Below are 12,352 nucleotides of genomic sequence, written 5' to 3'. Positions count from 1 at the left end.
TGCCCGGCCGGGCGTTCGCGTGCGTACGGACGAATCGGTGTCCTAGTCGTTCGGGACGGTCTCGTACCGCGGCGTGCCCTCCGCCATCTGCTGCAGCGCGTCCTTGCGGTCCCGCTTCGACAGCCGGTCGATGTACAGCCGCCCGTACAGGTGGTCCGTCTCGTGCTGGAGGCAGCGGGCGAAGTACCCCGTGCCCTCGACCCGGATCTCGTTGCCCTCCAGGTCCTGGCCGCGGACGACCGCGTAGTCCGGGCGGGCCAGCGCAGCGTACGCCGTGGGGACGGACAGGCAGCCCTCATTGGACTCGTCCAGCACCCGGCGCTCGGCCGGCAGCTCCTCCACGACCGGGTTGCAGACCGCGCCGACGTGCCGCACACCCTCGTCGTCGGGGCAGTCGTAGACGAAGACCTTCAGGTCCACGCCGATCTGGTTCGCCGCGAGGCCGACGCCCTCGGCGGTGCGCTGGCTGGCGAACATGTCGTCGACGAGCGCCGCCAGCTCGTCGCCGAACTCGGTGACGTCCCGGCACTCCCGGTGGAGGACCGGGTTGCCCACGACCGTGATGGGACGGGAGGTGCCGCGCTCGCGATGGGCGCGCTCGCGCTCCTCGCAGTCCTCCGTGTCGATGATGAAGTCGTCGACGACCGACTGCTCCGTGTCCTGCTGCGACGCCATGGTTCCTCGATACCCCGGTGATCTTCCTCGGTGGACGGCTCCGAGCCGACCTCGTCCGTACAGGGTACGGAAGCGCCGCCGGCCGCGGGTGCACGGTGCGGCGATCGGCCGGCGTCCGTCAGCAGACCTCTTCGAGGTCCCGCCAGGCCCGGGAGTCCGGGCTGTCGGCGACCCAGCCGTCCAGCAGCCCCCGCACCAGCCCGGCCGGGGCCGCGATGCCGCACTCCCGTTCGGGGTGCCACAGGTCGCCCGCGGTGCGGTGGCCGAGGGGCCCGGGGTGGCCCGGCTCGCTGTGGTCGTGCGGGTCGAGGTGCTCCCCCTCGCCCTCCGCGCTGGGCATCCGGCTCTCCGAGCAGGACCGGCACAACAGCCGTACGGACGAGGACCAGTCCTCGGCGGCGAAGCCCGCGTCGGAGGCCAGCCGCTCCAGGGCGTCGCGGTCGTCCTCGCTTCCGGCCTCCAGCAGGACGACCCAGGTGGGGACGGGTGAGGGCGCCCACAGCTCGATCTCGTCGAAGACGGGGTACGAGGGGCCGGCGGTGGTGGTGCGCTCGCCGTTCGGCACCCCGTCGTGGAGCACGACCTCGCCCCAGCGGCGACCGGACGACGGCAGCGGAATGGACAGCACCTCTATCCGGGCCGGGTCGAGCCGGCGACCCCACACCACCTCGGCCTCGCCCTCCGGCGAGAGCCGCACCGCCGCGCTGCCCAGGTCCATGACGACGGGCTCGCCGACCGGCCCGAAGCCCGTGGCGGAGCCGGCTTCGGAGCGGGAGCGGGAGGAGGGGCCCGGCACCTTCAGGCCGTACGCCTGCCAGGCGCGGCGCGCCAGCGGCCAGTCCTGGAGGGCGGTGGCGGCGATGCCGACGTTCCACCAGTCGGGGGCGCCGTTCTCCTTGTCGAGGAGGGCCACGGCGCGCAGCCCCGCGGCGCGCGCCTGCTCCCAGTCGTGCCGGAACTTGTGCAGCAGGGCGAGGTTGAACCAGGACTCGGAGAGCCAGGGCTCCAGGTCCGCGGCCCGTGTCAGCAGGGCGCCCGCGTCCTCGTACCGCCCGTCGCCGATCAGCGTGAACGCGCGGTCGGTGGCCTGCCGCCACGAGGCGGAGGGCCGATGCCGTACCTTCCCGAAGATCCTCACGATTCCCGCCTGCCGGTCGCTCGGGTCAGTTCCCCCGGACGTGGTCGCCGCGTCTGAGCGCCCTCTGGTCGTCTCTCCTCATTCGCATCCAACCATGCCGCGCTCAGAGCTGGCTCCTTACCCATGGGTTACCCAGGGCGGCGCGGGTCCGACCGCCGGGGACCGAGCCCTTTCGCCCCGTCCCGCGCGAGCACCCTGGCCAGGGATTCCACGACCTCCGGTTGGTGGTCGTGGCCGGTGGCCAGCCGCAGCCGCTCCAGGGCTTCCAGGGCCCTGGCCGCCTGACCGGTCCCGCTGTGGAATCCCGTTCCCCCGGTCAGATCGTCGTATGCGTTCACGGTGCGGACGATTCGCGCCGTGAGCGGCTGCTCGCGGTACGGGTCGGCCTGCCGCTCCACCACGACGGCGACCGCGGCGGGCACGCCGGTCTGGCGGACGACCGCGCCGCCGAGCAGCGCGATCCTGCGCTGCTCGGCGGCGGGCAGCAGGGCGGTGGCCCCCTCGGGGACCGGGTCGACGAGGGAGAGCTGGCCGATGTCGTGCATCAGGGCCGCGTACTCCAGCACGGTCAGGTCGGGCCCGCTCAGCCCCAGGTCGCGCCCGACCTCGGTGCTCAGGTCGGCGACCCGGCGGGCGTGGCCGTGCGGGGTGTAGCCGGCGACCTCGGTGGCGCGGGCGAGGGAGGCGATGGTCTGCCGGTAGGTGGCCTTCACGGCCGCGTACCGCCGCAGGGAGAGCTGGGTGAGCAGCAGGGGCAGGCAGAAGACGGGCAGGGCCCACAGGCCGGCGACGGTGACGGCGAGCGCCATCACCGCGCCGGTGGCGCAGACCGCGGAGCCGATGCCGGGCAGTGCGCGCAGCTCCTCGCGGAGCAGGGCGCCGTACGGGTAGCCGGTGCGCGAGCACTGGATCGCGGCGGCGAGGACGGAGTCCGCGAGGGCGGTGAGGACCAGCAGGACGAGCAGGAAGAGGGCGTACAGGGCGCCCTCGGACCAGTTGACGGGGGCGACGCCGTGGTACACGGGCTGGAAGCACACGGCGACGAAGGCGGCGATCAGGACGCGGCCGGCCAGGTGGTCGAGGACGGGCCCCGGGCCGCAGGAGGCGTGCGGGAGGGAGCCGATCAGGGTCGCGACCAGGACGACGGTGACGACCTGGAAGACGCTGTGGGTGGTCATGCGCCCCCCGCAGTCGCCGAGCAGGGCGTACGCGAGGGCGCCGGCGGCGCCGAGCGGCGCGGGCTCCCGCTCGGCGGGGGTGAACCCGCGGCGGGCGACCTCGCCGATGGTGATGAGCACGCCGAAGGCGAGGGCGATGGCGGGCTCGTGGAGGCCGCCCCAGACGGTGGCGCCCACGCCGGCGCAGACCAGGAGCGCGGCGGCGGCGTGGGCGCCGTTGACCTCGGTGACGCGGGCGAGGTGGAGGGCGCCCGGGCGCCCGCCCGTACGGACGCTCTCGTCACTCATCGGTGGCCGCCTCCGCTCGGCTGGTCGCCGCCCCTCTCGGCGCGCGCGGGCGGGGCCGGGGCGGCGCGGGGCGCGGGCGGCAGCGGTATGGCGGCGGGCGGCGGTGCGGACGGCGGCGGGGGCGCCTCGTCGTCCGAGGTCACGCCGGTCGACCAGCCGTGCCGGGAGAGCGCCCGCACCAGCGCCTGCACCATACGCGGGTCGAACTGGCTGCCGGCGCACCGTTCCAGCTCCTTCAGGGCGACCGACACCGGCCGTGCGCGGCTGTAGGAGCGGGTGGAGGTCATCGCGTCGAAGGCGTCGGCGACGGCGACGACCCGGGCGAACTCGGGGATCTGCTGCCCGGCGAGCCCGGCCGGGTAGCCGGTGCCGTCGAGGCGTTCGTGGTGGTGGAGGATGGCGGCGCGCGCCTCGTCGAGGAAGCAGATGCCGCGGGTGATCTCGTGCCCGTACTCGGGGTGGAGTTCGATGACCCGGCGCTCCTCGGGCGTCAGCGGTCCCTCCTTGCGCAGGATGCGGGTGGGGACGCCGAGCTTGCCGACGTCGTGCAGGATCCCGGCGAACCGGATCGCCTCCAGGCGTTCTCCGTCCATCCGCAGCTCGCGGGCGATCAGCACGGAGGCGCGGCCGACCCGCTCGCTGTGGCCGCGGGTGTAGCGGTCCTTGAGGTCGACGGCCTGCACCAGGGCCCGGATGGTGGCCTGGTGGGCGGTGGACTCGCGGTGGTACTGGGCGAAGAGCCAGCAGGAGATGTACATCGGCAGCAGGACGAAGAGCGCGGACACCGGCCCGTACGGGCTGCGCCACAGCACCGCCATCATCAGCCCGGCCAGGCCGTGCACCAGGTGCGGCACGGCGGCGCCGGGAACCAGTCCGTGCCAGGCGCGGCGCAGCGGCAGCCGTTCGGCGGTGGCGAGGACGCCGCCCTCCAGGACGCCGAGGACCAGGCAGAACGCGAGCGCGCCTGCTGCCGCCGGCAGCAGGACGTAGGGGAAGTCGGGCGGGCCCGGGGCGTCGTCCACGCCGAGGAGGTCGTACGTGCGCGCCGCGGCCCAGGTGGCGAGCGCGAGTTGGGCGGCGCGCCACACGCGGCGCACGCCGGCGGGACGGCGCTCGACCCGGCCGAGCAGGGCGCCGGGCACGGCGACCAGGGCGGCGGCCTCGGCGGGCAGCAGGAACGCGGCGGCGAGCAGCACCGGGAAGAAGGAGCCGGGGCTGACGGGGACGGAGTAGCGCGTGAAGGGGTGGCGGCCGGGCAGCTCGCACGCCGTGTACAGGCCGGCGAGCAGTCCGACGGTCAGCCAGGACGTGGTGTCGCTGAGGACCGCGGGCACGGCGCACGCGACGGTGCCGAGGACGGCGCAGAGGACGTAGGCGTACGCCCCTGTAGGTACGGAGCTCATCGCCGCGCCACCCCCTCATCGTCACCCGAGCGTCACGCTAACGAGCGCTGAAAAGGGGAGTGACGGCTTATCCGATAGTTCCCGCATTCGGGTGAAGGAGGGTCCGGAAGGGGACGCGGAAAGGCGCGCCGCTTTGATCGCGGCGCGCCGGTGACGCAGGAATGCGCGGGGTGTGCCGGCCGTCGGAGGGCCGGCCGGGGTCAGTCCTTGGCGGGCTCGGCGCCGGCGACGGTGACGTCCTCGTCGGGCACCGGGTGTCCGGCGCGGATCAGGTCGATCCGGCCGAGCACCTTGGAACGCAGGTCGGCGGGGACGTCGTCCGAGCCGCAGCAGCGCTTGACCAGCTTCTTGACGGCCTTCTCCAGCCCGTACATCTCCAGGCAGGGAGAGCACTCCTCGAAGTGCACTTCGAACTTGGTGCAGTCACCGTCGGGCATCTCGCCGTCGAGGAGCTCGTAGAGGTGGTCCAGGACCTCCGAGCAGTCCGTCTCGTGCGGCTCTCCGCAGCTCATGAGCCCGAACCTTTCACTTCGTTCGACTCCCCCGCACCGGCCGGGACGAGCCCGCGCTCGCGCGCGTAGTCCTCCAGCATGCCGCGCAGTTGGCGCCGGCCCCGGTGCAGGCGGGACATCACCGTCCCGATGGGTGTACCCATGATGTCCGCGATCTCCTTGTACGCAAAGCCCTCGACGTCCGCGAGATAGACCGCGATGCGGAACTCCTCGGGGATGGCCTGGAGCGCGGCCTTCACGTCCGAGTCGGGCAGGTGGTCGAGCGCCTGCGACTCGGCGGAGCGCAGACCGGTCGACATGTGCGACTCGGCGCGCGCGAGCTGCCAGTCCTCGATCTCCTCGGCGGCGCTGCGCTGGGGCTCGCGCTGCTTCTTCCGGTAGGAGTTGATGAAGGTGTTGGTGAGGATCCGGTAGAGCCACGCCTTGAGGTTGGTGCCCTCGCGGAACTGGTGGAACGACCCGTACGCCTTGGCATACGTCTCCTGCACCAGGTCCTCCGCGTCGGCCGGGTTGCGCGTCATGCGCAGCGCCGCGGAGTACATCTGGTCGAGGAAGGCGAGGGCGTCCCGCTCGAAGCGGGCGTTGCGCTCGGCGGTGGTCTCCGCGCCGCGCTCCTCCGCCCGTGCGGCGTCAGCCGCGGCGGACGCTTCCGTCTCCGTACGCGCCTGCTCCGCCTGGCCGCCGTCGGTCCCTGCGTCGGTCCCAGTGACCGGACCCACCTCCTCCAACCCGGTGGCGGGGCCGAGTGCGGACCCGCTCGAATCGGAGAATAGTCGACCTGCGGCGGCGGGCTCTCGGTGATCGACCCCGCCCTTCGCCCGCTCGGGGGCGGCAGCAGCCGCCGAGAGCACGGTCCACTCCAGGTCAGCGGCGTGCGGGCGGCGGGGGCAGATGGTCGAACCCATGCGAAGGACTCCTACTCCATGCTCTGCTTGGTGGCCGGCTGGCTGCTTGCGGCGGCTTGCGTCGTCGTGCCGTTGTGTTGCTCGGGTATTCGCCTCAACAGAGTCGGTGACCCGGGCATTCCCCGGCCCTCACCCCGGTCACGGCAGTTTCCGCAGCCACCGGCGCACCGCGTCCGTGATGGTGGTCACGGTCTCGGCTTCGGTGCGGCCGGAGCGCTTGGGGACTTTGAAGGAGTGGTCGGCGTCCGGGACGGCGACGAGGGCGTGGTCGCCGGCGGGGAATTCGTCGGGGGCGCCGAAGGGGTCGTGCGCGCCCTGGACGACGAGGGTGGGCAGGCCGCTCCCCAGGAGTTCCTCGGCCCGGGACTTCTCGGGGCGGCCCGGCGGGTGCAGCGGGAAGCTGAGGGCGAGCACCGCGCGGGCGCCGAGCGCACTGCCCGTACGGCAGGCGACGCGGGCGCCGGCGCTGCGCCCGCCGGCGACGACGGGCGGTCCGGCGGCGACCAGGGCGGGCCACAGTCCGCGCCAGCCCTCGTCGAGGGTCTTGGGCGCGGGGGCGACCTTCTTGCCGGCCACCCGCCAGGGCTGTTCGACCAGGGCGACGGTGACGCCGTCGGCGGGCAGGGCGCGGGCGAGCGCCTGGAGGTCGGGGGCTCCGATGCCGCCGCCGGCGCCGTGGCCGAGGGCGAGCACCAGCCGCGGGGCGTCGGCGCGGTGCCAGGTGATGCGGGCGGTGCCGACCGGGGTGGGGACCTCTTCTTCGGCTGCGGCTGCGTTCTTCTTCGTGGTCACGCCGCCATCCTGCCGAACGGCCGGCGGGACGGGACGGTGGCGCCGGGGCGTCAGAAGAGCGTGCCCTCTTCCGGCGCAGCCAGCTCGGTCAGCAGCTCGGGCCCGTTGTTGCGGACGTTGCTGACGGCGGTGGGCACCGGGTACGCCCGCATCAGGCCCTCCGGCGGCGGGGCCAGCAGCGAGGTGAGGTCGTCGACGTCCGTACGGGACGGGTCCAGCCAGGCGTCCCAGCGGTCGGGGGTGAGCATCAGCGGCATCCGCGGGTGGATCTCGGCGAGCGAGCCCGGCCCTTCGGCCGGCGCGACGCCCAGGGGCCCCTTCTCGGCCTCCGTGGTGATGACGGTGCAGGTGGCCCACCACGCCTGGGGGTGGTCGTCGGGCAGGGTCCGGTCGCGCCAGAACTCGTACAGGCCGGCCATCGCGAAGACGGACCCGTCGGCGGGGGTCACGAAGTACGGCTGCTTGCGGGGCCGCTTCTTGCGGCCCTGCTCCTCCAGCTTCCGTTCGTCGGCGGCGGTGACCCACTCGAAGTAGCCGTCGGCGGGGAGGATGCAGCGGCGGGCGGCGAAGGGGCGCCGGAAGGACGGCTTCTCGTGGACCGTCTCCGCGCGCGCGTTGATCATTCGGGCCGCGCCCTCCGGCGACTTGGCCCAGGAGGGCACCAGGCCCCACTTCAGGGCCCGCAGCTGACGAACCGGACGGGGGTCGTCCGCGTCTTTCAGAGGGCGTTCGAGTATCGCGTGGACCAGCTTGGTGGGGGCCACGTTGTAGTCCGGGGCCAGGGTCTCCTCCGGCTCCCACCTCTGGACGTCGAAGATGGTGACCAGGTCCTCGGGCTGTCGGCTCGCCGCATAACGTCCACACATGAGTGCCACACTGCCACTCCCGCCCGCCGAGCAAGGAGCCGCCCCACAAATGGATAGGACTCATTCCGCTTCCCTCCCTTCTACCACTGGACCCTCCGGCGGGCCGGAGGCCGGCGTCCCGCTCGGCAGCACCTCCTTCGGCGACCTGTGGGACCGGCTGGTCGGCACGCAGCCGGCGCCCGAGCAGTGGGTGGTGGTGGTCGCCGGGACGCTCGCGCTGATAGCCGTCGTGCCCAATCCCCTGTGGCGGCTGTCGCGGAACGCGGTCACCATCGCCCACGAGGGCGGCCACGGCCTGGTGGCCCTGCTCACCGGCCGCACCCTGGAGGGCATCCGGCTGCACTCCGACACCAGCGGCCTGACCGTCAGCCGGGGCCGGCCGACCGGGCTCGGCATGGTCCTCACCGCGGCGGCCGGGTACACCGCGCCGCCCCTGTTGGGCCTGGGCGGCGCCTGGCTGCTGACCGCCGGCCACATCACCCTGCTGCTGTGGCTGGCCACCGCCCTGCTGCTCGGGATGCTGGTGATGATCCGGAACGCGTACGGCGTGCTCACCGTGGTCCTCACCGGCGCGCTCTTCGTGCTGGTCTCCTGGCTGGCCGACCCGGAGGTGCAGGCCGGGTTCGCGTACGCGGCCGTGTGGTTCCTGCTGCTCGGCGGGGTGCGCCCGGCCTTCGAACTCCAGGCCAAGCGGCGCTACGGCGAGGCGCCCGACTCCGACGCGGACCAGCTCTCCCGGCTGACGAACGTGCCGGCGGCGCTGTGGCTGCTGCTCTTCCACGCGGTGTCGCTCTGCTCGCTGATCGGCGGCGGACGCTGGCTGCTCGACCTCTGATCGACACCCGGCCCCGACGCCCGGGACCGCCACCGGCCCCGATCACACATCGTGAGCACCGTTCAGGAACTTCGTTATCACATGCCGGTTACGCCCCTGTTTCCCCGCATTTGATCAAGATCGAGGCCCGGCCCGAGCCACTAAAGTATTGGCCATGACCGAAGCCTCCGTGCACCACGCCCCCGCCCTCTGGCCCGCTCCGTACGCGACCGGCGCCGTCGACGCGACCGTCACCGTGCCCGGATCCAAGTCGGTCACCAACCGCGCCCTGGTGCTGGCCGCGCTGGCCGCCGAGCCGGGGTGGCTGCGCCGCCCGCTGCGCTCCCGCGACAGCCTGCTGATGGCCGAGGGGCTGCGGGCGCTCGGCGTCGGCATCGAGGAGGGCGTCGGCCCCGACGGCGAGGGCGAGAGCTGGCGCGTCATCCCCGCCGGGCTGCACGGCCCCGCCACGGTCGACGTCGGCAACGCCGGCACCGTGATGCGCTTCCTGCCGCCCGTCGCCACCCTCGCGGACGGCCCCGTCCGCTTCGACGGCGACCCCCGATCGTATGAACGTCCGCTGCACGGCGTGATCGACGCGCTGCGCGCCCTCGGTGCCCGGATCGACGACGACGGCCGGGGCGCGCTCCCGCTCACCGTGCACGGCGGCGGCGCCCTCGACGGCGGCCCCGTGGAGATCGACGCGTCCTCCTCGTCCCAGTTCGTCTCCGCCCTGCTGCTCTCCGCCCCCCGCTTCAACCAGGGCGTCGAGGTCCGGCACGTGGGCGCCCGGCTGCCCTCCATGCCGCACATCCGCATGACGGTCGACATGCTGCGCGCGGTCGGCGCGCAGGTCGACGAGCCGGAGACCGGCGGCGAGCCCAACGTCTGGCGGGTCTCCCCCTCCGCGCTGCTCGGCCGCGACCTGACCATCGAGCCCGACCTGTCGAACGCCCAGCCGTTCCTGGCCGCGGCCCTGATCACCGGCGGCCGGGTCACCGTCCCCGACTGGCCCGAGCGCACCACCCAGCCCGGTGACGCCCTGCGCCGGATCTTCACCGAGATGGGTGGCGCCTGCGAACTCACCGACCTGGGCCTGACCTTCACCGGCAGCGGCCGGGTGCACGGCATCGACGTGGACCTGAGCGAGGTCGGCGAGCTGACCCCCGGCATCGCGGCGGTCGCCGCCCTCGCCGACTCGCCCTCGACGCTGCGCGGCGTGGCCCACCTGCGGCTGCACGAGACGGACCGGCTGGCCGCGCTCACCAAGGAGATCAACGGGCTCGGCGGCGACGTGACGGAGACCGAGGACGGCCTCCACATCCGCCCGCGCCCCCTGCACGGCGGGGTCTTCCACACGTACGACGACCACCGCATGGCGACCGCCGGCTCGATCATCGGGCTCGCCGTCGAGGGCGTGGAGATCGAGAACGTCGCCACGACCGCGAAGACGCTGCCCGACTTCCCGGCGATGTGGTCCGCCATGCTCGGCACCGACCGAACTGCGGGGGCCGAAAGCTGAACGGGATCTGAGGACATGCGGCGCTACGGCAAGAACCCCGACGAGGACGACGTCCGCGTACGTCCCAACCGCAAGGGCAACCGCCCGCGGACGAACATCCGGCCCAAGCACGAGGACGCCTCCGAGGGGATGGTCCTCACCGTCGACCGCGGCCGGCTGACCTGCCTCGTCGACGACCGGGTCGTGGTCGCCATGAAGGCCCGCGAGCTGGGCCGCAAGGCGGCCGTCGTCGGGGACCGGGTCGCGCTCGTCGGCGATCTGTCCGGCGCCAGGGACACCCTGGCCCGCATCGTCCGGATCGAGCCCCGCACCTCGGTGCTGCGCCGCACCGCGGACGACGACGACCCGTACGAGCGGGTGGTCGTCGCCAACGCCGACCAGTTGGCCGTCGTCACCGCGCTCGCCGACCCCGAGCCACGGCCGCGGCTGATCGACCGCTGCCTCGTCGCCGCGTTCGACGGCGGGCTCGATCCGCTGCTGGTGCTGACGAAGTCGGACCTGGCGCCCCCGGACGAGCTGTTGGCGATGTACGGCGCGCTCGGCGTCCCGTACATCGTCACCACCCGCGAGGAGTTCGAGGACGGCGTCGCGGCGGACCGGGTGCTCCAGCACCTGGTGGGCCGCACCACCGCCTTCGTCGGCCACTCCGGCGTCGGCAAGACGACGCTGGTCAACGCACTGGTGCCGAAGGACCGCAGACGCAGTACGGGCCACGTCAACGCGGTCACCGGACGCGGCCGGCACACCACCACCTCGGCGCTGGCGCTCCCGCTCACCGGCAACGACGGCGGCTGGGTGATCGACACCCCGGGCGTACGTTCCTTCGGCTTGAACCACGTCGACCCGGCACGCGTCATCCACGCCTTCCCCGACCTGGAGCCCGGCACGGAGAACTGCCCGCGTGCGTGCAGCCACGACGAGCCCGACTGCGCGCTCGACGCCTGGGTGGCCGAGGGCCACGCCGACCCGGCGCGCCTCGTCTCACTGCGGCGACTTCTCGCCACCCGCGAGCGGCACGAGGGCGACTGACACCGCTGGTCACACCCGGTGTGCCGGGGCGCGCGGGGCGGCTGCGACGCGCAGCGCAGCGGCTCGGGCAGGTTTGCGGGCTACTGATGTTGGTAAGTGCATAATCGCATCAAAGACCGACGAAGCAGTCACCGACTGTTGGGGAGGCACTTTCCATGGCGTGGCTGCTCGTGGTGGTCGCCGGGATTCTCGAAACCGGCTTCGCGGTCTGTCTGAAGCTCTCCCACGGATTCACCCGACTGTGGCCCACCGTCGCCTTCGCGGCCTTCGCCCTCGGCAGCTTCGGCCTGTTGACGCTGGCGCTGAAGCGGCTCGACGTGGGCCCGGCGTACGCGGTGTGGACCGGCATCGGCGCGGCCGGCACGGCGATCTACGGCATGATCTTCCTCGGCGACCTGGTCTCGACGCTGAAGATCGTCTCCATCACGCTGGTGATCGTCGGCGTCATCGGCCTCCAGCTCTCCGGCTCCACGCACTGACGCCCCACGCCGTGCGACGGCGACTAGAAGGGGCGACCGACCGCGGTCCGCACGATCGAGCCGACTCCGTCGCCGTCCGGGGCCACCACGTACGACAGCGCCAGCCGGACCGCGACCTCGCAGCGGTACGCGAGCACGGCGACCTCCTCCGGCGTGCGCCCGCTCCCACCGGCGTCCCAGCCGCCGCCCCCGCCCCTGGTGAGCGCCGAGAGCGCCGCCAGCGAACGGTCCCGTATCGCCGCGGCCAGGTCAGCGGGGTCGGGCGGGCCCGCGTCCGCGCGGCGCTGCGCGGGCGCCCCGCCCTGCGGCGCACCGGGCCCGACGGGTCTGGGGGCCGGCAGCCGCTCGCCCCAGCAACCCGTGAGCAGTGCGTGCAGCACGGGTCTGGCGCGCGCCTGGGTGACCGTCCACTCCGCGACGGCGACGAGCCGGTCGACCACCCCGCCGCCGTTGGCTCCCGCGTTGACTCCGTTGAGGGCCGCGGTGACCGGGGAGGCGCACGGGGGCCGGTCGCGCAGCAACCGGTCCACTCCGTGGAAGTACGCGTCGGCCTCCCGCCGCACCAGTGCCCGCGCCAGGCCGTCCTTGCCGCCGAACTCGTTGTACAACGTCTGCCGGGAGACGCCCGCGGCTGCCGCGACGTCCACCATCCGCACCGCTGACCAGGGACGTTCATCGAGCGCCAGCAGTGCGGCACTCAGCAGGGACTCTCGCGCTGTGGGCACCGGCACCTCCAGACCGCAGGGCACTG

At 73.5% G+C, this 12,352-nt stretch carries 13 protein-coding genes; 4 read left to right on the top strand and 9 right to left on the bottom strand.

Annotation, left to right across the window (positions count from 1 at the left end; translation table 11 throughout):
• Positions 1-42: 42 nt before the first annotated feature.
• The 8 genes from def to AB0E05_RS16860 form a co-directional block, all read right to left on the bottom strand.
• Positions 43-675, bottom strand: a complete 633-nt coding sequence (gene def / locus AB0E05_RS16895) for a peptide deformylase (protein ID WP_361963969.1) — start codon at positions 673-675, stop codon at positions 43-45.
• Positions 676-793: 118 nt separating this feature from the next.
• Positions 794-1,813, bottom strand: coding sequence for a hypothetical protein (locus AB0E05_RS16890; RefSeq protein ID WP_361963967.1), 1,020 nt, complete (start codon positions 1,811-1,813; stop codon positions 794-796).
• A gap of 128 nt (positions 1,814-1,941) precedes the next feature.
• The gene (locus tag AB0E05_RS16885) at positions 1,942-3,279 is read right to left on the bottom strand and encodes an HD domain-containing protein (protein WP_361963965.1); all 1,338 of its coding nucleotides are present in this window, start codon (positions 3,277-3,279) and stop codon (positions 1,942-1,944) included.
• Positions 3,276-4,682, bottom strand: a complete 1,407-nt coding sequence (locus tag AB0E05_RS16880) for an HD-GYP domain-containing protein (protein ID WP_361963963.1) — start codon at positions 4,680-4,682, stop codon at positions 3,276-3,278. Before AB0E05_RS16880 ends, AB0E05_RS16885 begins: the two co-directional genes overlap by 4 nt.
• Positions 4,683-4,882: 200 nt before the next feature.
• On the bottom strand, positions 4,883-5,194 hold the full coding sequence (rsrA, locus tag AB0E05_RS16875) for a mycothiol system anti-sigma-R factor (protein WP_361963961.1): 312 nt from the start codon (positions 5,192-5,194) through the stop codon (positions 4,883-4,885).
• On the bottom strand, positions 5,191-5,913 hold the full coding sequence (locus AB0E05_RS16870) for a sigma-70 family RNA polymerase sigma factor (RefSeq protein ID WP_361964325.1): 723 nt from the start codon (positions 5,911-5,913) through the stop codon (positions 5,191-5,193). The genes rsrA and AB0E05_RS16870 overlap by 4 nt, the downstream gene beginning before the upstream one ends.
• Before the next feature lie 324 nt (positions 5,914-6,237).
• Positions 6,238-6,891 carry an alpha/beta family hydrolase gene (locus AB0E05_RS16865; protein ID WP_361963959.1) on the bottom strand — a complete coding sequence of 218 codons (654 nt, stop codon included), beginning with the start codon at positions 6,889-6,891 and terminating at the stop codon, positions 6,238-6,240.
• A 50-nt stretch (positions 6,892-6,941) separates the two neighbouring features.
• Positions 6,942-7,757 (bottom strand): SOS response-associated peptidase, encoded by an 816-nt coding sequence (locus tag AB0E05_RS16860; RefSeq protein WP_361963957.1) that lies wholly within the window; start codon positions 7,755-7,757, stop codon positions 6,942-6,944.
• Between the two features lie 49 nt (positions 7,758-7,806).
• Here AB0E05_RS16860 and AB0E05_RS16855 point away from each other — a divergent pair, with 49 nt between their 5' ends.
• The 4 genes from AB0E05_RS16855 (at position 7,807) to AB0E05_RS16840 (ending at position 11,601) form a co-directional block, all read left to right on the top strand.
• Positions 7,807-8,592 (top strand): M50 family metallopeptidase, encoded by a 786-nt coding sequence (locus AB0E05_RS16855; protein ID WP_361963955.1) that lies wholly within the window; start codon positions 7,807-7,809, stop codon positions 8,590-8,592.
• Between the two features lie 154 nt (positions 8,593-8,746).
• Positions 8,747-10,093, top strand: a complete 1,347-nt coding sequence (gene aroA, locus AB0E05_RS16850; RefSeq protein WP_361963953.1) for a 3-phosphoshikimate 1-carboxyvinyltransferase — start codon at positions 8,747-8,749, stop codon at positions 10,091-10,093.
• A gap of 15 nt (positions 10,094-10,108) precedes the next feature.
• Entirely contained in the window at positions 10,109-11,122 is a 1,014-nt protein-coding gene (gene rsgA / locus AB0E05_RS16845) for a ribosome small subunit-dependent GTPase A (RefSeq protein WP_361963951.1), read from the top strand.
• 155 nt (positions 11,123-11,277) lie between these two features.
• Positions 11,278-11,601: a multidrug efflux SMR transporter gene (locus tag AB0E05_RS16840; protein ID WP_361529442.1), complete on the top strand. Its 324-nt coding sequence runs from the start codon at positions 11,278-11,280 to the stop codon at positions 11,599-11,601.
• Between the two features lie 23 nt (positions 11,602-11,624).
• Here AB0E05_RS16840 and AB0E05_RS16835 read toward each other — a convergent pair whose 3' ends face one another.
• Positions 11,625-12,326: a helix-turn-helix domain-containing protein gene (locus AB0E05_RS16835; protein ID WP_361963948.1), complete on the bottom strand. Its 702-nt coding sequence runs from the start codon at positions 12,324-12,326 to the stop codon at positions 11,625-11,627.
• Positions 12,327-12,352 lie beyond the last annotated feature (26 nt).

The sequence above is a fragment of the Streptomyces sp. NPDC048057 genome (genome assembly GCF_040653095.1).
Classification (GTDB): Bacteria; Actinomycetota; Actinomycetes; order Streptomycetales; family Streptomycetaceae; genus Streptomyces.
This window is presented reverse-complemented; position numbering and strand designations above follow the sequence as displayed.

Coding starts and splice junctions, on each gene's coding strand:
- def (WP_361963969.1), bottom strand. CDS start 675: ATGGCGTCGCAGCAGGACACGGAGCAGTCGGTCGTCGACGACTTCATC.
- AB0E05_RS16885 (WP_361963965.1), bottom strand. CDS start 3,279: ATGAGTGACGAGAGCGTCCGTACGGGCGGGCGCCCGGGCGCCCTCCAC.
- AB0E05_RS16880 (WP_361963963.1), bottom strand. CDS start 4,682: ATGAGCTCCGTACCTACAGGGGCGTACGCCTACGTCCTCTGCGCCGTC.
- rsrA (WP_361963961.1), bottom strand. CDS start 5,194: ATGAGCTGCGGAGAGCCGCACGAGACGGACTGCTCGGAGGTCCTGGAC.
- AB0E05_RS16860 (WP_361963957.1), bottom strand. CDS start 7,757: ATGTGTGGACGTTATGCGGCGAGCCGACAGCCCGAGGACCTGGTCACC.
- AB0E05_RS16855 (WP_361963955.1), top strand. CDS start 7,807: ATGGATAGGACTCATTCCGCTTCCCTCCCTTCTACCACTGGACCCTCC.
- aroA (WP_361963953.1), top strand. CDS start 8,747: ATGACCGAAGCCTCCGTGCACCACGCCCCCGCCCTCTGGCCCGCTCCG.
- rsgA (WP_361963951.1), top strand. CDS start 10,109: ATGCGGCGCTACGGCAAGAACCCCGACGAGGACGACGTCCGCGTACGT.
- AB0E05_RS16840 (WP_361529442.1), top strand. CDS start 11,278: ATGGCGTGGCTGCTCGTGGTGGTCGCCGGGATTCTCGAAACCGGCTTC.